The sequence below is a fragment of the Candidatus Binataceae bacterium genome (assembly GCA_035308025.1).
In the GTDB taxonomy this organism is placed as follows: domain Bacteria; phylum Desulfobacterota; class Binatia; order Binatales; family Binataceae; genus JAJPHI01.
Genome location: DATGHL010000012.1, coordinates 169051 through 192060 on the forward strand (window position 1 = coordinate 169051; position 23010 = coordinate 192060).

24 protein-coding genes and 1 tRNA gene are annotated in these 23010 nt (G+C 62.8%); 17 read left to right on the forward strand and 8 right to left on the reverse strand.

Annotated features, from left to right (window positions below; all coding sequences use genetic code 11):
• The first annotated feature begins 6 nt into the window (after nt 1–6).
• The 5 genes from atpA (at nt 7) to VKS22_03565 (ending at nt 5244) form a co-directional block, all read left to right on the forward strand.
• Nucleotides 7–1530, forward strand: coding sequence for a F0F1 ATP synthase subunit alpha (gene atpA, locus VKS22_03545; protein ID HLW69677.1), 1524 nt, complete (start codon nt 7–9; stop codon nt 1528–1530).
• Between the two features lie 21 nt (nt 1531–1551).
• The gene (gene atpG, locus VKS22_03550; GenBank protein HLW69678.1) at nt 1552–2424 is read left to right on the forward strand and encodes an ATP synthase F1 subunit gamma; all 873 of its coding nucleotides are present in this window, start codon (nt 1552–1554) and stop codon (nt 2422–2424) included.
• Nucleotides 2425–2466: 42 nt separating this feature from the next.
• Nucleotides 2467–3894, forward strand: coding sequence for a F0F1 ATP synthase subunit beta (gene atpD, locus VKS22_03555; GenBank protein ID HLW69679.1), 1428 nt, complete (start codon nt 2467–2469; stop codon nt 3892–3894).
• A gap of 6 nt (nt 3895–3900) precedes the next feature.
• Nucleotides 3901–4323, forward strand: coding sequence for an ATP synthase F1 subunit epsilon (gene atpC, locus VKS22_03560; GenBank protein HLW69680.1), 423 nt, complete (start codon nt 3901–3903; stop codon nt 4321–4323).
• Nucleotides 4324–4446: 123 nt separating this feature from the next.
• Complete coding sequence (locus VKS22_03565; protein ID HLW69681.1) at nt 4447–5244, forward strand: FkbM family methyltransferase; 798 nt, start codon at nt 4447–4449, stop codon at nt 5242–5244.
• Between the two features lie 99 nt (nt 5245–5343).
• On the opposite strand, the gene VKS22_03570 is transcribed toward VKS22_03565, so the two are convergent.
• The gene (locus VKS22_03570) at nt 5344–6492 is read right to left on the reverse strand and encodes an LLM class flavin-dependent oxidoreductase (GenBank protein HLW69682.1); all 1149 of its coding nucleotides are present in this window, start codon (nt 6490–6492) and stop codon (nt 5344–5346) included.
• Nucleotides 6493–6686: 194 nt separating this feature from the next.
• On the opposite strand from VKS22_03570, the gene VKS22_03575 reads away from it, so the two are divergent.
• Nucleotides 6687–7574, forward strand: a complete 888-nt coding sequence (locus tag VKS22_03575; protein HLW69683.1) for a VOC family protein — start codon at nt 6687–6689, stop codon at nt 7572–7574.
• A gap of 88 nt (nt 7575–7662) precedes the next feature.
• On the opposite strand, the gene VKS22_03580 is transcribed toward VKS22_03575, so the two are convergent.
• The 3 genes from VKS22_03580 to VKS22_03590 form a co-directional block, all read right to left on the reverse strand.
• On the reverse strand, nt 7663–7839 hold the full coding sequence (locus VKS22_03580) for a helix-turn-helix domain-containing protein (GenBank protein ID HLW69684.1): 177 nt from the start codon (nt 7837–7839) through the stop codon (nt 7663–7665).
• Nucleotides 7840–8188: 349 nt separating this feature from the next.
• Nucleotides 8189–8797 carry a pyroglutamyl-peptidase I gene (locus VKS22_03585; protein ID HLW69685.1) on the reverse strand — a complete coding sequence of 203 codons (609 nt, stop codon included), beginning with the start codon at nt 8795–8797 and terminating at the stop codon, nt 8189–8191.
• A 2-nt stretch (nt 8798–8799) separates the two neighbouring features.
• On the reverse strand, nt 8800–9642 hold the full coding sequence (locus tag VKS22_03590; GenBank protein ID HLW69686.1) for a sulfurtransferase: 843 nt from the start codon (nt 9640–9642) through the stop codon (nt 8800–8802).
• Nucleotides 9643–9806: 164 nt separating this feature from the next.
• On the opposite strand from VKS22_03590, the gene VKS22_03595 reads away from it, so the two are divergent.
• Nucleotides 9807–11768: a PQQ-binding-like beta-propeller repeat protein gene (locus VKS22_03595; GenBank protein ID HLW69687.1), complete on the forward strand. Its 1962-nt coding sequence runs from the start codon at nt 9807–9809 to the stop codon at nt 11766–11768.
• A 15-nt stretch (nt 11769–11783) separates the two neighbouring features.
• On the opposite strand, the gene VKS22_03600 is transcribed toward VKS22_03595, so the two are convergent.
• Nucleotides 11784–12857 (reverse strand): quinone-dependent dihydroorotate dehydrogenase, encoded by a 1074-nt coding sequence (locus VKS22_03600; GenBank protein HLW69688.1) that lies wholly within the window; start codon nt 12855–12857, stop codon nt 11784–11786.
• Between the two features lie 160 nt (nt 12858–13017).
• Here VKS22_03600 and thyX point away from each other — a divergent pair, with 160 nt between their 5' ends.
• The 4 genes from thyX to aroB all read left to right on the forward strand — a co-directional run bounded on the left by thyX (nt 13018) and on the right by aroB (nt 16780).
• Nucleotides 13018–13848: an FAD-dependent thymidylate synthase gene (thyX, locus tag VKS22_03605; protein HLW69689.1), complete on the forward strand. Its 831-nt coding sequence runs from the start codon at nt 13018–13020 to the stop codon at nt 13846–13848.
• Nucleotides 13849–13976: 128 nt separating this feature from the next.
• Nucleotides 13977–15143 carry a chorismate synthase gene (aroC, locus tag VKS22_03610; GenBank protein HLW69690.1) on the forward strand — a complete coding sequence of 389 codons (1167 nt, stop codon included), beginning with the start codon at nt 13977–13979 and terminating at the stop codon, nt 15141–15143.
• A 6-nt stretch (nt 15144–15149) separates the two neighbouring features.
• Nucleotides 15150–15725, forward strand: coding sequence for a shikimate kinase (locus VKS22_03615; protein HLW69691.1), 576 nt, complete (start codon nt 15150–15152; stop codon nt 15723–15725).
• Complete coding sequence (gene aroB / locus VKS22_03620; protein HLW69692.1) at nt 15707–16780, forward strand: 3-dehydroquinate synthase; 1074 nt, start codon at nt 15707–15709, stop codon at nt 16778–16780. The genes VKS22_03615 and aroB overlap by 19 nt, the downstream gene beginning before the upstream one ends.
• 7 nt (nt 16781–16787) lie before the next feature.
• Here the strand turns inward: aroB and VKS22_03625 are convergent, their stop codons facing one another.
• The 3 genes from VKS22_03625 to VKS22_03635 all read right to left on the reverse strand — a co-directional run bounded on the left by VKS22_03625 (nt 16788) and on the right by VKS22_03635 (nt 17907).
• On the reverse strand, nt 16788–17273 hold the full coding sequence (locus tag VKS22_03625; protein ID HLW69693.1) for a CinA family protein: 486 nt from the start codon (nt 17271–17273) through the stop codon (nt 16788–16790).
• Between the two features lie 101 nt (nt 17274–17374).
• Nucleotides 17375–17767 carry a hypothetical protein gene (locus VKS22_03630; GenBank protein ID HLW69694.1) on the reverse strand — a complete coding sequence of 131 codons (393 nt, stop codon included), beginning with the start codon at nt 17765–17767 and terminating at the stop codon, nt 17375–17377.
• Between the two features lie 44 nt (nt 17768–17811).
• A tRNA-Sec gene (locus VKS22_03635) sits at nt 17812–17907 on the reverse strand.
• Between the two features lie 318 nt (nt 17908–18225).
• Here VKS22_03635 and VKS22_03640 point away from each other — a divergent pair.
• From VKS22_03640 to VKS22_03665, 6 genes are all read left to right on the forward strand, one after another.
• The gene (locus tag VKS22_03640; GenBank protein HLW69695.1) at nt 18226–19014 is read left to right on the forward strand and encodes a DUF4239 domain-containing protein; all 789 of its coding nucleotides are present in this window, start codon (nt 18226–18228) and stop codon (nt 19012–19014) included.
• A gap of 161 nt (nt 19015–19175) precedes the next feature.
• Complete coding sequence (locus VKS22_03645; GenBank protein ID HLW69696.1) at nt 19176–19553, forward strand: DUF4280 domain-containing protein; 378 nt, start codon at nt 19176–19178, stop codon at nt 19551–19553.
• 79 nt (nt 19554–19632) lie between these two features.
• Nucleotides 19633–20259 (forward strand): SPOR domain-containing protein, encoded by a 627-nt coding sequence (locus VKS22_03650; GenBank protein ID HLW69697.1) that lies wholly within the window; start codon nt 19633–19635, stop codon nt 20257–20259.
• Nucleotides 20256–20726: a hypothetical protein gene (locus tag VKS22_03655; GenBank protein HLW69698.1), complete on the forward strand. Its 471-nt coding sequence runs from the start codon at nt 20256–20258 to the stop codon at nt 20724–20726. The genes VKS22_03650 and VKS22_03655 overlap by 4 nt, the downstream gene beginning before the upstream one ends.
• A 35-nt stretch (nt 20727–20761) precedes the next feature.
• Nucleotides 20762–22213 carry a type VI secretion system baseplate subunit TssK gene (tssK, locus tag VKS22_03660; GenBank protein HLW69699.1) on the forward strand — a complete coding sequence of 484 codons (1452 nt, stop codon included), beginning with the start codon at nt 20762–20764 and terminating at the stop codon, nt 22211–22213.
• Nucleotides 22213–23004, forward strand: a complete 792-nt coding sequence (locus VKS22_03665) for a DotU family type IV/VI secretion system protein (protein HLW69700.1) — start codon at nt 22213–22215, stop codon at nt 23002–23004. Before tssK ends, VKS22_03665 begins: the two co-directional genes overlap by 1 nt.
• Nucleotides 23005–23010 lie beyond the last annotated feature (6 nt).

Genomic DNA, 23010 nt, shown 5'->3' on the forward strand with positions numbered 1-23010 from the left:
ACTTTTATGGCGGATATTAGACCAGCGGAAATCAGCGAAATTCTGCGCAATGAGATTCGAGGCTTTGAAGGCTCGGTCGCCGTGCGCGAGACGGGGCGAGTGCTCTCCTGCGGCGACGGTATCGCGCGCATCTACGGCCTGCAGAACGCGGCCTCGGGCGAGTTGCTCGAGTTCCCCAACGCCATCCTCGGGATGGTCCTGAATCTCGAGGAAGACAACGTCGGGGCGGCGCTCTTCGGCGACCCGGATGCGATCGGCGAGGGCGACGAAGTCAAACGCACCGGCCGTATCGCCGAAGTCCCGGTCGGTGAGGCGCTGCTCGGGCGCGTCGTTAACGCGTTGGGCCAGCCGATCGATGACAAGGGCCCGATCAAGTCGAGCGAGAGCCGGCGGATCGAAATCAAGGCGCCCGGGATCATCAAACGCCAACCGGTCAAGGAGCCAATCCAGACCGGGATCAAGGCGATCGACTCGATGCTGCAAATCGGCCGCGGTCAGCGCGAGCTGATCATTGGCGATCGGCAGACCGGCAAGACCGCGCTCGCGATCGACACGATCATCAATCAGCGCGGCCAGGGCGTAAATTGCATCTACGTCGCGATCGGGCAGAAGCGCTCGACGGTTTCCCAGGTGGTCGAGAAGCTCAACCGCTATGGCGCGATGGAGTACACCACGGTCGTTGCCGCGACCGCGTCGGAAGCCGCGCCGTTGCAGTTTATTGCGCCATACTCCGGCTGCACAATGGGTGAGTATTTTCGCGACAGTGGCCGCCACGCGCTGCTGGTCTACGACGATTTGAGCAAGCACGCCCAGGCGTATCGGCAACTTTCGCTGCTGTTGCGCCGCCCGCCCGGCCGCGAGGCCTATCCTGGCGACGTCTTTTATTTACATTCGCGCCTGCTCGAACGCGCCGCGCGCATGTCCGATGAGCTCGGCGGGGGATCGCTGACGGCGCTGCCGATTATCGAGACGCAGGCGGGCGACGTTTCCGCGTACATTCCGACCAACGTCATCTCGATTACCGACGGCCAGATCGTGCTCGACGCCGATCTTTTCTACTCGGGAATCCGGCCCGCGGTTAACGTCGGCCTGTCAGTTTCGCGCGTCGGCTTTTCGGCCGCGGTCAAAGCCATGAAGCAGGTCGGCGGGACCCTCAAGCTCGATCTTGCGCAGTATCGCGAGATGGCAGCCTTCGCGCAGTTCGGCTCCGACCTTGACGCCTCGAGCCAGCGCCTCCTCAATCGCGGCGCGCGGCTCACCGAGATGCTCAAGCAGAATCAATACGATCCGCTCCCCATGGAGAAGGAAGTGTTGATTATCTTTGCCGCCAACGAAGGCTACTTCGACAAGATCGCCGTCGAGCAGGTCAAGCTCTTCGAACGCGAGCTCTACAGCTTTATCGACGCGCATCACAAGGTACTGCTCGACGAGATTCGCACCAAGCGTGAGATCGGCGACGATCTGCGCAAGCAGCTGGTGGCGGCGCTCGACGACTTCATGAAGGGTTTTGCGCCGGATAAGGCCGCCTGAGCGGGGTGAGCGGAACACTCGATGGCGACACTCAAGGCAATCCGGCGGCGGATCAGCTCGGTCAAATCGACGCAGCAGATCACGCGCGCGATGAAGCTCGTAGCGGCGGCGCGGCTGCGGCGCGCGCAGGAGGCGTTGGTCAATGCGCGCCCATACCACGAGGCGCTCAAGCGCGTCGCTGATTCACTGCTGCTCTCCGCGCCTGAAGTCGCGGCCCCGGCCGAGAACGCCGCGCGCGCATCGCTGATTATCGTGGTGTCGTCTGACCGCGGATTGTGCGGCGGTTACAACACGAATCTGCTGCGCGCCGCCGAGCTTGAAGTCCGCCGCCAGCGCCAGGCCGGCGCTGACCTCAAGCTCTTTGCGGTCGGGCGCAAGGCGCTCGATCATTTCCGGCGCTCGCGGCAACCGCTCGAAGGCGAGCGGATCGGCAACGCGCCGCGTCTTGCGACCATCGGTCTCGCGCGCGACCTCACCGCGATCATCCTCGGCAGTTGGCGCTCCGGCGCGATCGCCGAGGCGGGCCTGGTCTACACGCAGTTTCGTTCGGCCATCTCGCAACGGCCGGTTTACGAGCAACTACTCCCGATCGCGCAGCCCACGACCGACGGCGGCTCCGCGCCGATCGCGGTCACCGATTACCTGGTCGAACCGAGCCCGAGTGAAATCGTTCCGGTCGTCCTGCGCAGCTATATCGAAGCCGCGACGCTCCATGCCCTGCTCGAAGCCGAAGCCAGCGAGTACGGCGCGAAGATGACCGCGATGGACGCCGCGTCCAACAACGCCGCCGAGATGATCGCGTCGCTCACACTCGAAATGAACCGTGCGCGCCAGGCGACGATCACGCGCGAGCTGATGGATATTGTGGGTGGCGCCGAAGCTCTGCGGAGCTAGGCGGCGTCGCCGAAAAAAACAATCCCAGGTGAAAATTACGCCATGAGTGGACAAACCGCAGGCCATATCAATCAGGTTCTGGGCAACGTCATCGACGTTGAGTTTTCCAACGGCTCGTTGCCCGCAATTATGAGTGCGCTGCGCGTCAGCAATCCGTCGATCGACGATCGCGCCGGCAATCTGGTGCTCGAAGTCGAGCAGCATCTCGGCGAAAACGTCGTCAGATGCATCGCGATGGACTCGACCGAAGGACTGGTGCGCGGGATGGAAGTGCTCGACACCGGCGGCCCGATTTCGGTGCCGGTCGGCGATGGGACGCTCGGCCGCCTGATGAACGTGATCGGCGAGCCGATTGACGAGGCCGGACCGATCGCCTTCGAGCGCCGGATGCCGATTCATCGCGAGGCCCCCGACTTCGCCGATCAGGGAATCGAGGTCGAAATCCTCGAGACCGGCATCAAGGTGATCGATCTGATATGCCCCTACTCGCGCGGTGGAAAAATCGGCCTGTTCGGCGGCGCGGGCGTCGGCAAAACGGTCACCATTCTCGAGCTCATCAACAATATCGCTAAGGAGCACGGCGGCGTTTCGGTCTTTGCCGGCGTCGGCGAGCGCTCGCGCGAGGGCAACGACCTCTATCGCGAGCTCAAGGAATCGGGCGTGCTCTCGAAGACCGCGCTGGTCTATGGCCAGATGAACGAGCCGCCCGGCGCGCGCGCACGCGTCGGCCTCACCGGCGTCACGGTCGCCGAATATTTCCGTGACGAGCAGGGTAAGGACGTCATCCTGTTCATCGACAACATTTTCCGCTTCGTGCAGGCCAACTCCGAGGTCTCGGCCCAGCTCGGCCGGATGCCCAGTGCGGTCGGTTATCAGCCCACCCTCGGCACCGACATGGGCGCGTTGCAGGAAAGGATCACGACCACCAAGAAGGGCGCAATCACCTCGGTGCAGGCGATCTACGTGCCCGCCGACGATTACACCGATCCGGCGCCGGCGACGACCTTCTCGCATCTCGACGCGATCACTGCGCTCGAACGCAAAATCTTCGAAAAGGCGATCTTCCCCGCGGTCGATCCGCTGGCCTCGACCTCGCGCATCCTCGACCCGCAAATCGTCGGTGAAGAGCATTACGCGGTGGCGCGGCAGGTGCAGGCGATTCTGCAGCGCTACAAGGATTTGCAGGACATTATCGCGATTCTCGGGATGGACGAACTCTCCGCCGACGACAAGTTGGTGGTGGCGCGCGCGCGGCGGGTCGAGCGTTTCCTGTCGCAGGCGATGCATGTCGCGGAGCCCTTCACGAATATCCCGGGCGCCTATGTCACGCGCGCCGAGACCGTGCGGGGCTTCAAGGAGATCCTTGACGGCAAGTGCGATGACCTACCGGAGCTGGCCTTTTACCTCGTCGGCACGATCGACGATGCGCGCGCGAAGGCCGAACGCCTCGCCCGCGGCGAAGCGCGTTAATCCTCAATGGCAGAAACCTTTCCATTCAAGCTCGTGAGCCCGACGGGTATCATTTATGAGGGGCCGGTCGAGCAGGCGACGGCGGTGGGCGCGCTCGGTGAATTCGGCGTGCTCCCGAACCACATCAACTTCATTACGTCGCTCGAGCCGGGCGTGATCACGCTCAAGCTCGCCGACGGCTCAACCTCGGAGTTCCTGCTTTCCGGCGGGCTGGCCGAAGTGAAAGACGGCGCGATGACCGTGCTGGCGTCCGAAGCGGTCTCGTTGGCGTCAGTCGATCCTGTCGCCGCGGCGCCGGAAGTTCAGGCAGCCGAAGCGAAACTTGCGCAAATGAGCTTTTACGATCCGGGCTACCAAGAGGCCCAGGAAGCGCTCCGACTAGCCCGCGCCCGCGCCGAGATCACCCACCTCAGCCGCGCCCTGCATTAGATGCGAAGGGCTCATGCCCGCAACTGTATAATACCGGCGCACCTCTAGGAATTCGGTTCTACCGAAGCGGATTTTCTCTCTACGGCGGACTCACCTGATCCTCTGCGGTAACCTTGATCCAAGGTGCGATTAGTCGAACTGAAATACGAGTTCATCCGGACTCCTTTAGAGCAGCCGCTGCGCCGTCTGCGTAACTTACTCGAGTACCCTCGTCGCCGGCGATTTCCAGAGCTGCGTGAGATCTATGCCGAAGAGCAGCGAATCGATGCGGTTCTGAGGCAAATTTTGCGTAGAGACGGCAACTGCATTGACGTCGGCTGCCACTACGGTTCAATGTTGAGCCGCTTTTGCCGTCTGGCGCCAGCCGGCCACCATGTCGCGGTCGAGGCGATTCCCGCAAAGGTCCGGTTCTTACGCCGCAAGTTCCCTGAGGTTGACGTGCTTGAGGTGGCGCTGTCTGACCACGCCGGCGCTGAAGACTTCTACATAAATCTCGCGGCCACCGGCTTCAGTGGGCTCGCGCGGCATGGTGAAGGCCACTTCGAACGAATTCACGTCACCTGCGTCCGACTTGACGATGCGGTTCCCAAGGATCGCCGCTTCGATCTGCTTAAGATTGACGTCGAAGGGGCGGAACTGTTCGTTTTGCGGGGGGCAACTGCATTTCTCACGCGCGATCGCCCCACCATTCTGTTCGAGTGCGGACCTTCCGGACCGCCCGCCTTCGGTTATACCGCCGGCACCCTTTACGACTTGTTCGTAGCTTGCGGTTACTCGGTTTTCCTTCTGAAAGACGCGTTAAATCGCGGGCTGCCAGTCGTTCGCGAACAGTTCGAGGCCGCCTTGGTTTATCCGTTCAAAGCCTTCAACTGGCTCGCTGTCGCCAGCGAACGGATTACTGAAGTGTTGGCGAAGTCTTAACTGCCCCTCGGCTGACGCGCGCTCATCGAAAAGCCGGCGCAGCCTCCACCGCGACGGCATCGGGCGGCCCGACTACGGCATCCTATTGCGTAGGACTCGTTAGGAGGCGGGGGCGGCCGCTTGAGCGGGCTGGCGATCGCGGAAGTGCGGGATGACGTGTTTGCCGAAGAGCTCGATCGCATGCATCGTCTTGGCGTGCGGGATCGACCAGAACTGCATCATCGCGAGGAACTGATCGAGCTGCGCCGCTTGCTGCAGCCGCTCAAGTTGCCTGATCACCGTGTCCGGACTGCCGCAAATGCACATCCCGCTGTCGATCAGTGAGTCGATCGTCACTTTGCTCGGGTCGAGGCCTTCGTACTGGGTGGGCAGGGCCGTGCTCAACCGCCCGGTCTCTTTTGGATCGACGCCGGTCTTCTTGGCTTCGAGCACCGGAGCATTGGCCACCAGCGTCGTGCGCACGTAGGACATGAAGGCGCGTTCGGCTTCCTCTCGCGCCTGCTTGTCGGTGTCGGCCAGATGCGTCATCGCGAAGGCGCCGGCCCGATTGTTCGCAAACGCGCCGTAGGGCTTGGCGGACTTGATCGCCTCGCGATAGGCGCGGACCCGCTGCCCCAGATGCTCGGGCGTGACCAGCAGCGTAAACGAGAGCAGGCCCAACCCGAGCTTACCGGCGAGCTGATGGGTATCTTCGCTGGTGCAGGCCACCCACAGCGGCGGATGAGGCTTCTGAATCGGCATCGGCACGACCGTGCGCTCGGGGATGTCGAAGTATTTACCCTTGTACGAGAAGGTGCCGTCGCGGCTTTTCCAGATGGTCGTGATGATGTCGAGCGCCTCTTCCCAGCGCCCGCGCGTCTCCTTGTAGGGGATCCCGAAGCCGCCGAGTTCAACTTGCGTGATCGAGCGTCCGGTACCGACTTCGACGCGGCCGTTGCTGAGAATATCGAGCGTCGCGACGCGCTCTGCGATCCGAATCGGATGATTGTAAGGAAAGGGCAGCAGCACCACGGCGTGGCCGATGCGAATTTTGCTGGTGCGCTGCGAAATTGCCCCGTACAAGACCTCGGGCGCCGAGGAATGCGCGAAGCCCACCTGGAAATGATGCTCGACCGTCCAGAAATGGGTGAAGCCGACCTCCTCGGCGCGCACCACCTGGTTCATCACGTCGTGAAATGCCTGGTACTCGCGCTCGCGATGCTTAAGCGGGCTGTCGACCTGAATCTCGTAAAAAATTCCGAAGTCCATCGAGAATCCCTCCCGCACTGCCGGCGCGTCCGGCCATCTCCGGCGTTTTGCCTAGCTCTAGCAGAATCCGCGATTTTGAAAAGCTCCGAGGCGGCCTTGGAGCAGGTCCGGCCGGGGTTGCGCTCCCGCGTGCGGCTGTTTTATGTGATCATCGATAAGCCTGTTTTCTTGCAGTCACGATTCAGGAGAACTCAATGTTCAAAATTGGCAAGCTTTTTCATCTGACGCATGTCGTGGACGATCTCGCGGCGGTCGACCGCTGGTACGACGAGGTCTTCGCCTGCCATCGCTTCTATCATGGCTACGAGAAGCTGGCGGGGCGCGACGCTTCGTTGATCGCGATCGGCGAAGTAATCATGGAGCCGATGTCGCCGGCGCGCGTCGAGAATCTGCGCAACCCGTCGGTCAAGAAATTCCACGATCGTTTCGGCCAGCATTTTCATTCGATCGCCTGGTACGTCGATGATGTTGCGGCAATCGCCGAATCGCTCGACCAGCATAAGTTCCGGCTCTTCGATATTGTCGGCAAGCAGGTCAAGCCACCGCTGAAGGCGACGGCCTTCTGGACGCATCCGCGTGAGACCCCGGGGCAACTGGAATTTGCGCTCTACGGCGATTTCATCCCGGACCCGCGGATGAAGCCGGACTGGTCTGCGGCGAGCTGGCGCGATGATCATCCGCTCGGGATTGAGCGCGCGTCGCACATTACCGTCGTAGTGCGGGACCTGCCGTCTGCGCGAAAGCTTTACGTCGATGTCCTTGGCGGCAAACTGATACACGAAGCGGAGAGCGCCGGACGCAAGCGCAGCGCTTTTATCGCGGTCGGCGAGGACTCGGTGGTGGAACTCGTGCAGCCGCTATCGGCGAAGAGCGCCGAGGCCCGCGATCTGGAAGAAAACGGCGAGGGTATCCACGCGCTGGTCTTCAAGACCGGGAATCTGTCTCGCGCGCGCGATTTTCTGCGCTCGAAAGAGCTGCGGCCGCAGATTGATGGCGAAGGCGCTCTCGTGCTTGATCGCGATCAGGCGTTTGGGATGGTCATCGGGTTCACGGAACGTCCGCTGCCGAACGATCCGAGATAAGTTGCCGAGACAGCTTGGCGAAATAGCGACTCAGGCAGGGGGCCGAGTTAGCTGGCAGCTCCGTCGCCGCCAACTAGCTCGTTTTTACCTAGTTACCCAATCGTTCGGTGGCTGCGCTCTGCTCCGCCCGCACCCGCCATTGGTCAATCGATTCGCGATTGAAGCGCCAATCGCTGCCAATTTTGAATGCAGGAATCGAGCGGTTTTTCGCCATCCGATAAACCGTCGAGGTATGCACGCGGAGATAGCTAGCAACTTCGTCCAAGGTCATTATTGTTGCGGTTAACGTTGGTTCCATCTGTTAAGCCCTCTCTAATATGTTACGACGAATCGCACGTTCGGTTTCGTCGAATCGTCACTTTTGCCGAATAATATAGCATCAAACGTGCCTATAACGCTTCAGCTTCATATTGAGTGACTTAGGGCTGGTTTGACTAGATATAATCCAAATGCAGGTAGCGGTATCGTCGTCGGTGCTAATGGCCATTTTGCGATAATGTGACAATCGCAAGCGGCTTTATGTCTCTAGCCCTTGGCTGAAGCCAGATAAGCTGATGAGCCGGTTTTCACATTGCGGCGTCGTCTCTATGACCGATTGCCCGATCAAAAACCGGTTACGGCAAAGACGAAAGCGTGTTCAGCACGACCTCGATTCCGGTAACCATCAGATCGAGCGGCATGCTTGGCGCCGCGCGCCGCGTCACTTGAGCCGTCTCGTACGGAAGGTGGATGAAGCCCGCAGGAGCGTTACGTTCTCGCAGCGAATGCATCGCGACGTACATGACGGCGTTGCATATATAAACCCCGGCGCTGAGCGAGAGGGCAGCCGGGACCTGATGCTCGCGCAGCGCTTCAAGCAACTGCTTGAGCGGGAGGCGGGAAAAATAGGCATCCGGACCTTCGCGCACGATCGGTTGACCGTCGATTCCACCGTCGGTCTCGCGCGTGGGATGCTCGTCGATCAGATTCAGCGCGACCTTTTCGAGTGATAGAGCTGGACGGCCTCCCGCCTGCCCCAGACCCAGAAAAGCAACCGGCTGCAACTCCTCAAGCGCCTCGGTTACTGCCGCGGCCGCATGCGAGCAATTCACTGGCAGGCGGACCGCATGAACGGTCGCGTCGCCGAAGCGCCGGCCCTTGAGCCGCTCAGCGACCTCCCACGAAGGGTTCATCCGTTCGCCGCCGAACGGCTCGAAGCCGGTAAGAAGAATCGCGCGATCCATCTCTATCTCGGCATCCCGCGCGCAAGGCGCCGGCGCGGGCGGTCAATCGGCAGATCGTCGCGATTGCCCCACTCCGCCCAGGAGCCCAGATAGTTGCGAACGCGCGGATAGCCCGCGACGCGCAAGGCAATGTAAGCGTTGGCCGAGCGATAACCGCCCTGGCAATAGGGGATGATTTCGCGCTCGGGCACGAGACCCAGCTTGGCGAATTCGTCGCGGAGCTGCGCGGCCGGCTTGAACGCGCCGCGCGCGTCGAGGTTATCGCTCCAGTCGCGATGGATCGCAGTCGGTATCGCGCCGCCGTGGCGTGCGCGGACGCGCTCGCCAAAATACTCCTCGTCGGTACGGACGTCGAAGATCTGTGAGTCGGCCGTACCTAGCCGCTCGACGATGTACTCGTACGATGCGATCGCGGTGCCGCGCGGGTCTTCAGCGAAATTCGACGAAGTTACGGCGGGCGCGGCTGTCACCAGCTCTTGCGCCGCGAGCCCGAGTCCACCGTCGAGGATCCGCACCTGCGGATGGCCCATATATTCGAGCGCCCAGGCGGCGCGCGTCGCCCGCATCCCGGAATTTTCCTCATATGCGACGACGGTCTCTCGCCCACTGATTCCGAGCGTTGAAAAAATCCAGGCGAGCTGGCCGCGAAAGTTGCGCAATCCGGCCTCGCTGGTATCGCTGTGATGGAAGGGAAACGGGTCGAAATGGCGCGCGTCCTCAAGATGCCCAGCCCAGTAATCGGCGCCCGGCCGCGTATCGACTAGTAGGACGTTACGGTCCCCACGACGCCCTCGCAACCACTCCGCATCCACGAGATATTCGCTGCTGTTTCGTCCCGGCTCCATCGACTTCCCCAAAAAGGCGCTGACGAGCCAAACTATGGCCGCTTTTTCGGGGCTCCTCAAGATCGCTTCAATTGGCAGCTTCCAGGCGCTATGGAATCGAAGTCCCTTTAGTGTGATTAACTGTCCACCCAATGAAACGATCATTCAGGAAAGTGCGAATCCGCGTGATTGCGGCCTTGAGCGCAGCCACGTTCGCGATTTTGGTCTTGGCCGCCCTGACTGTATCGCACGCGCAGTTAGGCATGGCGCCATGGCCGATGTTCCAGCACGACGGGGCACACACTGGCCTCAGTCGATATGATACCAGCGCCAACACAGGTACACTTAAGTGGCGGTTTTCCGGGGTCGCCGGACCAATATCGTCGCCCGTAATTGGGGCGGACGGGACCATATACATCGCCGCGGGTGGACTATATGCGGTCAATCCCGATGGTAGCCAGAAGTGGATGTTCGGCACCGCGAGCGCCGTGGAGCCGGCTCCGGCTGTAGGACCTGACGGGACTATCTATGTCTTAGACAACTTTTACCTTTACGCCGTTAATCCGGATGGCACCCAGAAGTGGACCCTTGGCATCTCATCAAGCGGACCTCCAGCGGATTCCTCACTGACGGTCGGAGCTGACGGGACCATATATGTTAACTGGAATGCTGGGTTCATTTACGCGGTCAATCCTGAGGGTGCGTTTGAGTGGCAATTTTCCTCTTTTGGCGGCGGGTCCTCTCCGGCGGTCGGGCCGGATGGTACAGTTTACTTCATCGACGACGCCGACACCCTCCTCTACGCGGTGAATAATGGTACGGAAGCGTGGCTATTCGGTTCCGTCGGCGGCGCTTCTAATTCACCCCCGCCATCAGTCGGTCTTAACGGCACGGTGTATGCCGGCTTGGGCGTCAGTAATCTGTATGCCATAGGCGCAAACGGCAGCGAAGAGTGGAGCTTCAATACCGGAAGCGGCTTCTACTCATCGCCGGCGATTGGTCCTGACGGCACAATTTTCGTGGGATCCTTTCTGGACTACAGCCTTTATGCCGTAAATCCTATTAGCGGAACGTTAAAATGGAAATTCGTCACTGGAAACTATGTTGAAGGTTCCCCGGCGATCGGTGCCGACGGCACGATCTATTTCGGCTCCTTCGATGGAAACGTTTACGCGGTCAACCCCGATGGCACCCAGAAATGGAGCTTTAACGCAGGCGCGGTCGACCGATCGCCGGGGATCGGCTCGGACGGCACGCTCTATATCAGTTCCGGCAACACCCTATTCGCCTTAGGTGAAAACAGTCCAACGCCCACAGCCTCTCCGACACCGACAGCAACCGCCACTGCAACACGGAGCGCGACGCCGACTCCCACTGGAACTGCAACTCCAACCGTCACGCCGACTGAAACCGCTACTCCCACCGCGACCGCCATTGCAACACCGACCGCAACGCCCACTCAAACTCCAACGGCGACGATGACCGCCACACCGACCGCGACGCCGACCACCGCGGTGACGGCGTCGCCCGCCAAGCTCGAATTCAAGAACGTCGATGCGACCGCCTCCAGCAAGACCAAGAAACTGACGCTCAATAACGAAGGCGCTGTTGCCGCGCAGATTGGGCAAATCGTGCCGCCAGCCTCGTTCAGCGTGTCCAACGACAACTGTTCCAACAACACTCTCGCGAACGAGGCGAAGTGCACGGTCGATGTCGCATTCGCCCCGACTGTGCCCGGCAGCGTGAGCGAAGCCCTCACGATTCCCTATAACGGGACGAGTCCGTCAGAGACGCTCGAGGGCAACGGCCTCGCCGTGACGCCTAAGGCGCCGAAATCGATGACCCTGCCGAGCACCACGGCCGGCACGACGGGCAAGACTAAGAACGTCACGATCAGAAACAAAAGCGCCGCAAGCGTGACCCTCGCCGCCGCGAGTCTCAGCGCGAACTTTACCTTCGCCGACGGCGGCGATGCCTGCAGCGGTGCGATGCTCGCACCCAAGACGGGTAAGTGCGTCGTGACGTTGGAATTCACTCCAGCGGCGGACGCCAGCGGAACGCTCGATGGAACGTTAAGTTATTCGTTCACATACGGAGCGAACGGTGGGAATGTCTCGGTGCCGCTCAAGGGCAAGGTGAAGTCTTAAACCGGTCGGGTGCGTTCAGGCTTGGGGCGCGGCGCCGACTGCTTCGCTAATAAAGCGGAAGCCGTCGCGGGCGAGCAAGCGGATCAGTCCGGATTTGATCTGGCGCACGACGCCGGGACCGCGATAGACCATCGCGGTGTAGAGCTCGATCAGGCTCGCGCCGGCACGGATGTGGCCATAGGCGTCATCGGCCGTGGTGACGCCGCCGACGCCGAGGATGGGGATGCGACCGCCGAGCTGTCGGTAGAGACGAGCGATGGCTGCTCGCGCGAGAATTTTCAGCGGCTCGCCGCTCAGACCACCCATCAGAGTCGAACTAACGCCCACCGCGTCCCGCTGCAAAGTCGTGTTGGTCGCCACGATGCCGTCGAGTTGGAGTTCGAGCGCGACGGCACAGATATCGGCGAGCATCGCGGGCTCGAGGTCCGGCGCCAGCTTGATCAGCAAAGGCGGCTGCGCGCTTCCTGCTGCGGCCCTATGGATCGCCTCGACCACCGAGCGCATCCGCTCGGGCGCCTGAAAGTCGCGCAGGCCGGGGGTATTCGGCGAAGATAGATTGACGACGATGAAGTCCGCCAGCGGACCGAGTCGGCGCATCAGTTGGGCGTAATCCTCGGCGACGCGCTCGGCCGGTGTCTCCTTGTTGGGCCCGAGATTGAGCGCTAGCCGAAGCGGCAATGCGCGTCCATTGAGACGCTCGAGGCGCGCGGCCACCATCTCCATCCCGTCGCTTGGAAAGCCCAGCCGATTCACCATCGCGCGATGTTTCGGCAGCCGCCAGATACGCGGCCGAGAATTGCCCGGTTGCGGCTTCGGCGTGACCGTGCCGATTTCGGCGAAGCCGAAGCCCAGCGCATTCCAGGCATGGATTGCGCGCCCGTCCTTGTCGAGGCCGCCAGCCAGACCGATCGGATTCGAAAAGACGCGCCCGAAGAGTTCGGTGCGCAGGGCCGGCGGATCCACAGGCGGGGTCAGCGCCGGTACTCGAGAGAGCACCGCCAGCGTCAGGCGATGGGCCAGCTCGGCGTCGAGCTGAAAGAGCAGCGGGCGCAGAATCGCGCGATAGCAGGCGTCGAAATTCAGGTCCATCCAAGATGCGAATGTTGCAGCCGACCGCGCTCGACGCAATCAAGCGCGAAGAGCTGGGCGGCGTTCGCCATCAACAGGATTGCCTGTTGAGACTCGCGGCGCACGCGGCTGCACCAGCATTGCGGAATCGACTAAGCTTAGGGTGATGAGCGGCGCGGCGATGACGAATACACAAGCGATTATGCAGGTGAAGTTGATCGATTACGCGCAGGCGCCGCTGGAAAAGCTCTACGCGGCCTTTCGCACCTGCTACTCCCCCGACACCCCGATCGAGATCTGGCAGAAGATCGAGACGGAGAAAATCAGCCGCGAGAAAATTCGGGAGTTTATCGGTGAGCGGCTCAAGACCGGCCACGGCTCGCCGCTCGAACAGGTGGTTTTCTGGTTCGCGATCGCGGGCGTCTCGCGATCTTTGTCCCATCAGTTCGTACGCCATCGGATCGGCATCAGCTTCGAGCAGCAGAGCCAGCGCTACGTCAAATTCAAAGAGGACAAGCTGGCCTTCGTGATGCCGGAATCGTGGGCGCGCGCCGAACTCGACGACGACTTCGCCGCGCTGCTCGCCCAGACCTCGGCGCTCTACGCGAAGGCGCTGAAAGCCGGGATTCCAGCAGAAGATGCGCGGTTTATTCTGCCCAACGCGGCACCGACGAATTTTCACGTGATGGTGAATTTTGCCGAGATGCTGCACATCTGCGACCTGCGGCTGTGCGTCCGCGCGCAGTGGGAGATTCGCCGGATGGTCGCGTTGATGCGCGCTGAGATCAAGCGGATTCTGCCGGAGATCGCGGCTTTCCTGCAGCCCAAATGCGGCGAGAATCGCATGGGGTACTGCGACGAGTCGCTCGCGGATTGGGAGAAATGTCCGCTCGGGCGCGTGCGGCCGCATAAGTCCGCCCTGTTCGAGATGTACGAGAAACACGGCACACGCAAGGCGCAGGCGCTCAGCGAGGTTGAATTCCGCGCCGTCGAGGAAAAAGAGCTGCTCTGACCGATCAGGGTGTTTCCGCGCGCTGACCCTCGAAGGCCTCAAACACGCGGCGAGCTGATGCGGGTCGTCGCGATCCGATAAAACCCCCCTAATGCGCGGCGGTCGCGGCTCGATTAGTATGCAGGGTTATGCTGCGTTTCCTTACTGCCGGCGAATCTCACGGGCCCGAACTGGTCGCGGTGGTCGAAGGCGCGCCGGCTGGCTTCACGATCGATCTGGCGGCGATCAATCACGATTTGGCGCGCCGTCAAAAAGGCTACGGACGCGGCGGCAGGATGGCGATCGAAAAGGACGAAGTGCGGGTCGTCTCCGGGATCCGCTTCGGCCGCACGATGGGCAGTCCGGTAACTTTTATCGTCGAGAATCGCGATTTCAAGAACTGGGAAAAGCGCATGTCGGTCGATCCGAACGATCGCGGCGAGGCCAAGATCGTGACGCGCCCACGTCCGGGTCACGCCGACCTGGCCGGCGTGCTCAAGTACAACCTCGAGGATATCCGCGACGTGCTCGAACGGGCTTCGGCGCGCGAGACCACAGCGCGGGTGGCGATCGGCGCTTTCGCGAAGCAGTTTCTCACGCCGTTCGGCGTCACCGTGTTGGGCTATGTCGCCAGTATCGGCGAGATTGAGGCGCACGCGCCGGACGGAATCGACTTCACGCAACTCGCACGGGTTACCGAGGAATCGTTGGTGCGCGTGGCTGATCCAACTGCCGAGCGCGCGATCATCACCGAAATCGATGAGTGCAAAAAAACCGGCGATACGCTCGGCGGCGTGGTCGAAGTCGTCGCGAGCGGGCTGCCGGTGGGACTCGGCAGTTATGTCCAGTGGGATCGCAAGCTCGACGCCCGCCTCGGCCACGCCCTGATGAGCGTGCAGGCGGTGAAGGGGGTCGAGTTCGGTATGGGCTTCGGCGCGGCGCGGGTGCGCGGCTCGGCCCTGCACGATGAGATCGGCTATGACGCCGAGGAGCGGCGCTTTACCCGCCACTCAAACAACTCCGGCGGCACCGAAGGCGGCATGAGCACCGGCGAGCCGCTGCGCATGCGCGTCGCGTTCAAGCCGCTCTCGACGCTGATGCGCCCACTGCGCTCGGCGGATATCCGCAGCAAGCAGGAGGCCCCCGGCACGATCGAAAGATCGGATGTGTGTGCGATTCCGGCGGCCGCGGTGATCGCCGAGGCAGTCGTCGCGTTCGAACTCGCGGCGGCCTTCCTCGAGAAATTCGGCGGCGATTCCTTCACCGAGACCGCACGCAACTATCATAGCTATCTGGATCAGGTGCACAGCTACTGAGCGGTGATGGCGCCCAAACTCATCCTGACCGGCTTCATGGCAACCGGCAAAAGCGCCGTGGCCCGCGCACTAGCCGCGCGGCTCGGCTGGCGCTTTGTCGATTGTGACGCCGAAATCGCGGCGCGGGCGGGCAAATCGATTCCGGAGATTTTCCGCGATTCCGGCGAGATGCAGTTTCGCCGGCTCGAACGCGAAGTCATCGCCGCGATCGCGGACGACGCCATACGCTGCCCGCACTGCCACGAGCCGCGTCCGGCGGTGGTCGCGACCGGCGGCGGCGCTATTGTTGATCCGGCCAACTGCGAGCGGCTCAAGCGCGCCGGTCTGATCGTTTGTCTGACCGCACGACCCGAAGTGATCGCGCGGCGCATCGGCGCATCGGCGCGCTCGCGCCCGATGCTCACGCAGGGCGGCAAGCCGCTCAAAGATCGTATCATCGAGCTGCTCGAAGCGCGGCGCGAGGCCTATGCGCGCGCGGCGATCACGATCGACACGTCGCACTTGAGTATCGAGCAGGTGGTGGACGAGATTCTGCGCGCGATGACGGCTGAGCGCCCGGCAAAATGGCGGCTTTCCGCGTAGAACTCGCAGCCGCCGCGCATGACGTCCACGTCGGGCCGGGACTCCTTGCGCAAGTTGCGCAACTGGCCCGCGACGCGGGTCTTCCAGGCGGACGAGCTGCGATCGTCACCGATGCGAATGTCGCCAGATTCTACGGCGACGCCGTCCGCGCCGCGCTCCACGAGGGCGGCTTTGAGCCTATAACCATCGAAGTGCCCGCGGGTGAGTCGAGCAAATCGCTCGCGATGCTCGAGACCGTCTATGACCGTCTGACGGCGGCCGAAATCGATCGCGGGAGCACGGTCTTCGCGCTCGGCGGCGGTGTGGTTGGCGACCTTGCCGGTTTCGCCGCGGCGACCTACTTGCGCGGCCTGCCCCTGGTGCAGCTGCCGACGACGCTGGTCGCCCAGGTCGATTCCGCTCTCGGCGGCAAGACCGCGGTGAACTCGCGCGCCGCGAAGAACCTGATCGGCGCCTTCTATCAGCCGCGCCTGATTGTCGCCGATACGCTGGCGCTCGCCACGTTGCCCGATCGCGAGTTTCGCGAAGGGCTCGCCGAGGTCGTCAAGTACGGCGCGATCATGGATGCCCCCTTTATCGATTGGCTTGAGCGCGCGATGCCCGCGATTTTGTCGCGCGACCCGGCGGCGCTTGAGCAGGTGGTCGAGCGCTCGCTGCGGCACAAGGCATTCGTCGTCGCGCACGACGAGCGCGAAGGCGGCCTGCGCAAAATTCTTAACTTCGGTCATACTCTGGGCCATGCACTCGAAGCCTCTGCGGGCTACGGCGCCTATTTTCATGGGGAAGCGGTGGCTATCGGGATGGTCGTGGCGGCTCGCCTGTCGAGCCGCTATGCGGGTTTCAGCGCCGGCGAGGCCTCACGACTCGAACGGTTGATTGCGGCGGCCGGGTTACCTACTCAGATGCCGGACGGCTGGCGGAGCGTGGATTTTCTCCAGGCGCTGCGGCTCGACAAGAAGCGGGTCGGCGGCGAGGTCGAGTTCGTGCTGCTCGATCGCCTCGGTCACGCGGTCACGCGCAAGCTGAGCTTCGACGAAATAACCTCAGGCGCATGACTTTTTTTCAACCATCCGCCAGACATTGCGCCATGAGATCCAGCGCAGCGGCCGCAAATTTCACCATATTCGTATAGCGGTCGCTCAGCCCCGTCTGAACAGTGATCGCCCGCTCGAGCGGTCCGGCGACTGCGATCCAGCATGAGCCGGCAGGATGACCATAACTGGTTCCGGTCGGGCCTGCCGCCCCAATCTCGGAGATGCCCCAGGTTGCCGCGAGTCGCGTGCGCGCGCCCCGCGCGATAACCAGCGCTAACTCTTCGGAGCCGGGCTTGATACCGGCAAAGGCAGCGTCAGGAATCGCGAGCAGGTCGCGCCGCGACGCGCGCGTGTAGACAATCGCGCCGCCGAAGAAGTAGGCCGACGCCCCGGGCATCGCGAGTAACGCCGCCGAGATCAGTCCGCCCGCCGACGACTCGCCGACCGCAATGGTCTCGTGCCGATCCTTCAGTATTGCGCCAATCTTTGCGGCGGCGGCGATTAGCTCCTGCATCAGCATGCCCATCCTTGGTCGAGCGATGCCGCGACTCTAGCCGAGCCGCCACGTCTCATCAAACCCACCGCCAGGAACGCGCCGCACCGCGCTTCCTCCGCTCAGGCCGACCATCGGGCGAAATCGAAGTTCTTCGGCAACTCGACGAACATTACGTGGGCCGGGCCGCTGATCACGCGGGTCAGATGACCCTTACCGATCAGATCGTCGGCGATGAAGGCCTGCCCGGCGATGCATCTGCGCTTCTCGCCGTCGCTGGTTCCGACTTCCAGTTCGCCCGCCAGCACCACGACGATTTGACTTGCGGGCGCGTGATGCCAGGTCTGATCCAGGCCGACCGGCAACTCGACGAAGCGGATACTCGCCGAGGGCCAGGCGTTGGATTGCATCATCGTGTGACCCATGTTGTCGGGACGCGGCTGATTGATCGGCACTTCGATCTCCTGAAAGCGCGAGCCACCATCGGCGGTTGCATGAAAACGCGTCATTTTCATTTTTATCTCCTCATTGGTCACTTGATTAAGCGTGCGAATCGTACTGGCGGAGGTGGGAGGGAGTCGAACCCTCCGGCGAGCGCATTGCCCGCCAAGCCGGTTTTGAAGACCGGTGGGACCACCGGGCCCCTTCCTCCTCCGCGCTCTGTTTCTTAAGCACATACGGCGATTTGCGCAACCCGCGGTTGGGCGTGAGGACCATCGCCGGGCAATCGTTCGCGGTCGAAGGGCTAGGACCGAAGTCGATCTCGGCCACGAGCCACGCACAAAAAGAAGCTCAATCCGGCCGCTTCCGCATCGACAAGCTTCATCGCTTTGCATCCCGCACCGTGGTACACGGATGACTTCAAACTGCCGGTTCGGCCTCGGGTGAAGTCGGGGAGTTGTGAGCGAACCTCTCAATCCGCGAATCGACCGCACGAGCCGTCCGCGGTAAGGCAAGCAGGGGGGCGGGCGCAATGCTGGACGATTGGATCTACAGTAACTCCGCTTGGTTGAGCTCGAGCGTCTTCATCCTGTGCGGGCTTGTGGTCTCGGGTTTTTTCGTGGTCGTGGTGACGCGCCTGATCAGCGCCGAAACTCGGCATATTCATAACGAGTTCACACTGGCGACAGTCGCCAACATAGCGGTGCTCTATACGGTCTTGTTGGCTTTCATCGCCGTCGCAGCGTGGGAGGATTTGTCCAAGGCGTCCGATCTCGCCGACCGCGAAGCGGGCATCGTGCAAGACCTCTACGTCGATGCTGGAGGGTTCAGCGACAAAGGGCTGACCTCACAACTCCAGAACGAATTGCGTGATTATATCGACGCCGTTGTGAATCGCGAGTGGCCGGTGCAGCAAGCCGGCAGTATTGCCAGAGCTGCGTCACCCGCTTTGCGCAACTTTCGCGCGACCCTGGCGTCGTTTCAGCCCAAGACTTCCGGCGACGCCATCGTTATGCAGGAAATGTTGCGCTCGCTGAATAACCTCTACGACGCCCGCCGGTCGCGGCTCGATGCCGCCGCCGGCCACATTCCCGGCGCGGTCTGGGGCGTGGTGGTCTTCCTTGGTCTGCTGACGATCGGGTTCATGGCGTTGCTGAGCATGCGCAGCCGCTGGATGCACTTCGCCCTGGCCGCCGGCCTGGCCACCGCGATGGTGGTCGTGGTGGCGCTAATCGTACAGCTCGACTATCCGTTCCGCGGCGAGATCAGCGTTTCGTCCGAACCTTTCCAGCAGGTGCTTAAGGACGTCGGTCCGGGTTAAATTGCCGGGCGCGCTGCGGAGGGCGGGGCGACCATCGATGTCATCCGCACGAATCTCTTGCCAATGCGACATCGTTCTGATTTAACCCGATGTTGCATCTGAATCTGACAAGTTGTTGTCTTTTGAGTTGATTTGAAGGATTTAGGCCGATTCCCCTGCAAGTGATCAGCGGTACGTTACTCACATGCAGCTTCGGCCTGGCGCCGGCGGCGCTGCAAGTCCTGCCCGCCAACCGTGTGATGGCAGGCGGCCCGCCGGCAGCGAACATCATGGACAACATCCCGATTGCGAACATCGTGCCCTTCGGCCTCTGCTCAAGCCTGGCCAATCCGACGGTCGCCAGTGCGACGGCGGCGGCGTTGGGTGTGCTGACGCCGATGCCCTGCGTGCCCGCGACGGTCGCCCCCTGGACGCCCGGCGTTCCGACCGTGCTGATCGGGGGCATGCCCGCGGTCGACACCAGTTGCATGCTGATGTGCACCTGGGCGGGCGTGATCACGATCGCCGTGCCCGGACAGTTCACCGTGATGGTGCCGTGAGGTCCGCTTAATTTCGACCATGACGGAAATCATCGGAACAATCCGGCCAATGCGTCGCCCCTACCGTTTTGGTCACTAAGTGCGCTCGGCATATCTCATTGTCACGGCCGACCTGCTCGCCTTCGCCCTCGGCGTCGTGCTCACGCTCTGGCTGACGAAGACCGCCCCACCGGCGCTGCCTACTAACGCCCCGCTCGTCGCCGCAATACATCAGGGTCCCGCCGCGCCCATGCCGGCGTCTGCGAGCGGATCCGGCGCCGCCGAAGCCGCGACTGCGCCGCCTTCGACGGCTCCAGCCCCGAACGCTCCAATGTCATCCGCTCCAATGTCATCCGCTCCTCCGCCGACCTTGAGCACTGCTGCGGCCGCTGCCGAGGCGCCACCGCCGCCGGCATCTGACTCGGGATCAGCCCCTGCGGATGCGCCGGCTGATCCCGCTGCGTCAGCGGCAGGCCCCTCACCCACAAGCGCCTACGTCTTGCAGCTCGCGGCTTTCCGAGAGCCGGCCAACGCCACGCGGATGAAGGCGGAGCTTATGAGGGATGGCTTTGCGGCCAGCGTCGTGCCATTCAAAAGCAACGGCAAGGCGTGGCAGTGGGTTCAGGTCGGCAGCTTCGTCGATCGTAGTTCGGCCGCCGAGGCCGCGGCGTCGTTACGGCGTCATACGGGTCTCGCCGCGCTGGTGATCAAGCCTGAGCCGCAATGATCGCATGGGGCGACGCCAGATGGTGGAAAGCCGTGGCGCTGGCGATTCTGGCCCAGGGCCTGACCGCGTGTTCGACGCCCTCGTGGCTATGCGCCTTTCCGCCCGGGCCCCATCGCATCACCCTGATCGCTGATCCAAGCGCCAACGGCAGTACTGCCGTCGCCGTTGATCTGGTATTCATCTCCGACAAACTTGTGGCCGATCAGGTGGCAGCGCTGTCCGCTCAGGAATATTTCAGCCGCCGACAACAGCTCGAACGCGACTTCCCCGGCGCGATGGAGGTGCGGTCGTGGGAACTCGCACCCGGGCAGACCGCCCGCAACCTGCCCTTGGACGCAACCTGCAACCGCGTCCGCACGATGCTGTTCGCGCGCTATGCGTCGCCGGGCGACCATCGCCAAACACTGGGCGATGCCAAAGAGATTATCGTTTGGCTTAATCGAGAGGACTTCGCTGTCTCGCCATGACACATTGCCGTAAAGGAGCTTAGGTGCACCCGATCGTGACGGACGCGCGTGCGATCCCCGAGGCCGTGTTGTGGCATGAAGGCATGCTGCTCTCGCCGCAGCACTTTCAGCAGGCCGACCTGCGCGCTCACGCGCTGCGGAGCTACCTCATCCAGGCCACGGCGCCTTTCGGCTGGGGCCTCCGCCGTCTGCGAATCGATACTGCGGCGCTGGAAGCGGGGCGCTTTTCGATCACCGAACTTGAGGCGATCATGCCCGACGGCTTGCTCGTCTTGTACCCCGTCGATGCCGCGGTAAAGGCGCCCGCGCTCGATCTCGACTTGAAACCACTGCTGGCGAACTCCGAGTCGCAGTCGGTTGCGGTGCACGTGACGGTGGCGGCCCAAAGCTCGCCGGCCGAACGCGTCGGCACCGGCAATAAACAACGTTTTCGCGAAATCGTCGGCACTGAAATCGCCGACGCGAACACCGGCGATAATGCCATCGTGATTCCGCGGCTGCTGCCCAATCTGGCGCTCGAGGGGACTGACGGTCCCCTGAATCCGCCTTCGCCGGCGCGCCTGGTGAGCCTGCCGCTGGCCCTCCTGCGATCAGACGGGCAGCGCTTCACCAAAAGCGACGCTTACGAGCCGCCGCGCTTGCGCGTCGAAGAAGACACCCTGCTTTTCAGTTGCGCCAAGGCCATCGAGACCGCCCTCGCGACCAAGGCGAACGATTGGGCGGGGCGCCTGCGCGGGGCTTTGGCCGAGGGTCAGGCCGGCACGGTCGGTGACAGCATCGTCACGCTCCGCACGATCATCCGAGGCTTACCGCGGCTGTCGGCGCTGCTGAAAACGCGCGCGGCGCATCCCTTCGACGTTTACCTGGCGCTATGCGATATCGCGGGCGACCTCGCAGTCATGGGCGGCGAACTGACCAACCCAAATTTTGACGGCTATCTTCACACTGATCCGCTTTCGGCGTTCACTGCCGTCAGCCGGTTCATCAATGAGGCGCTCGACAAGCTGCGCACGCCCTACACTTCAGAAGTTTTCGAACATGTCGGAGCGGGCAGGTTTGAGCTGACACTCCGCCCGGTCTATCTGCGTGACGATCACGTGCTGCACTATCTGCGCGGCAGGTTCGTAATCGGCGTGCGGCTACGACGCAGCCAGAGCGTCGAAGCGGTTCGGCAATGGTTCCAAGCGGCCCGGATCGGGGCGCTCGGAGAGATCGACACGCTCGACCTTAATCGCTCGGCCGGCGCGCTTCGCGAGGAAGTGCAAAGCGCTCCGGATCTCGGGCTCATGCCGCAGCCCCAGATGCTCTTGTTCAATGTCCTCGCCGAGCCTGATTTGCTGTCTGCCGGACAAGCGCTGCAGATTAGCCTGCCTCCCGACGAAGCGCCGGGCGACGGTGACGGCTTCGGTAACGGTCCGAGCGAACCGGATCAGTTGATGCTCTTCCTGCCAATTCCGGATCCCAATTCCCGCGTCGGCAACCCCTGATGCCGCCAACTGCGCTACCTCTAGAAGCCGATGCAGCGCTGCGGCGGTTCCGCCAGTTCTACGACGAACTGTTCGCGATCAAGCGCATCCTGCGCGACGGCGACTGGATGGCTCTGCTGGGCCACCGCGCCGCTGCCCCGGGGCGCCTGGAAGAAGAGGTCTTGCTGGCGGTGCGGATGCGGCTGCGCAGCGCCATCGCCGCGCAAGGGTTCGGCGGCGCGGTCCCGCCCGGCGCGTCGGCCGGCGTCGATCCGGGCTATGTCATGGCGGCAATCGCCGACGAGGCCTTGTTGCACGGCGTGCTCGGATGGCCGGGGCGCGACGGCTGGCACGAGACCCCGCTCGAGGCCGTGCTCTATCGCAGCCGCATCGCGGGCGACCGCATCTTCCAGGCGGCTGAGGCGCTGGCCAAACCGCAGGTGCGCGATCCCAACGGCGTCGCGATGAGCATCCTGCTGGCGCTCGAGATGGGGTTCCGCGGCCGCTACCACGCCGGCGACCCGCACGGCGAAATCCCGCGGGTCAAGGAACGCCTGCGCCGCGTCATATTTGACAATACCGATCCGAGCGCGATCGCCTTCGGCAGCCTGATCGCTGGGGCCGCCGAACCGCTGACCCATCATGCACCGGACCGTTTACCGCGGCTGCGCCCGTGGGGGCTGGCAATCGGCGGCGTCGTCGCCGCCTATCTTCTGATTAGCTGGCTGATCTGGCGCACCGGCGTAAGCTACGTCCTGAACACCGCCCACAGCGCGGTGAGCGCTTTCCAGTCGCTGCCCAACGGGCCTTGAGCGCAA

Bases quoted from the DNA above. Each gene is read 5' to 3' on its own strand.
- atpA (HLW69677.1), top strand. From the start codon at position 7: ATGGCGGATATTAGACCAGCGGAAATCAGCGAAATTCTGCGCAATGAG.
- atpG (HLW69678.1), top strand. From the start codon at position 1,552: ATGGCGACACTCAAGGCAATCCGGCGGCGGATCAGCTCGGTCAAATCG.
- atpD (HLW69679.1), top strand. From the start codon at position 2,467: ATGAGTGGACAAACCGCAGGCCATATCAATCAGGTTCTGGGCAACGTC.
- atpC (HLW69680.1), top strand. From the start codon at position 3,901: ATGGCAGAAACCTTTCCATTCAAGCTCGTGAGCCCGACGGGTATCATT.
- VKS22_03570 (HLW69682.1), bottom strand. From the start codon at position 6,492: ATGGACTTCGGAATTTTTTACGAGATTCAGGTCGACAGCCCGCTTAAG.
- VKS22_03575 (HLW69683.1), top strand. From the start codon at position 6,687: ATGTTCAAAATTGGCAAGCTTTTTCATCTGACGCATGTCGTGGACGAT.
- VKS22_03585 (HLW69685.1), bottom strand. From the start codon at position 8,797: ATGGATCGCGCGATTCTTCTTACCGGCTTCGAGCCGTTCGGCGGCGAA.
- VKS22_03590 (HLW69686.1), bottom strand. From the start codon at position 9,642: ATGGAGCCGGGACGAAACAGCAGCGAATATCTCGTGGATGCGGAGTGG.
- VKS22_03600 (HLW69688.1), bottom strand. From the start codon at position 12,857: ATGGACCTGAATTTCGACGCCTGCTATCGCGCGATTCTGCGCCCGCTG.
- thyX (HLW69689.1), top strand. From the start codon at position 13,018: ATGACGAATACACAAGCGATTATGCAGGTGAAGTTGATCGATTACGCG.
- aroC (HLW69690.1), top strand. From the start codon at position 13,977: ATGCTGCGTTTCCTTACTGCCGGCGAATCTCACGGGCCCGAACTGGTC.
- VKS22_03615 (HLW69691.1), top strand. From the start codon at position 15,150: ATGGCGCCCAAACTCATCCTGACCGGCTTCATGGCAACCGGCAAAAGC.
- aroB (HLW69692.1), top strand. From the start codon at position 15,707: ATGGCGGCTTTCCGCGTAGAACTCGCAGCCGCCGCGCATGACGTCCAC.
- VKS22_03625 (HLW69693.1), bottom strand. From the start codon at position 17,273: ATGCAGGAGCTAATCGCCGCCGCCGCAAAGATTGGCGCAATACTGAAG.
- VKS22_03630 (HLW69694.1), bottom strand. From the start codon at position 17,767: ATGAAAATGACGCGTTTTCATGCAACCGCCGATGGTGGCTCGCGCTTT.
- VKS22_03640 (HLW69695.1), top strand. From the start codon at position 18,226: ATGCTGGACGATTGGATCTACAGTAACTCCGCTTGGTTGAGCTCGAGC.
- VKS22_03655 (HLW69698.1), top strand. From the start codon at position 20,256: ATGATCGCATGGGGCGACGCCAGATGGTGGAAAGCCGTGGCGCTGGCG.
- VKS22_03665 (HLW69700.1), top strand. From the start codon at position 22,213: ATGCCGCCAACTGCGCTACCTCTAGAAGCCGATGCAGCGCTGCGGCGG.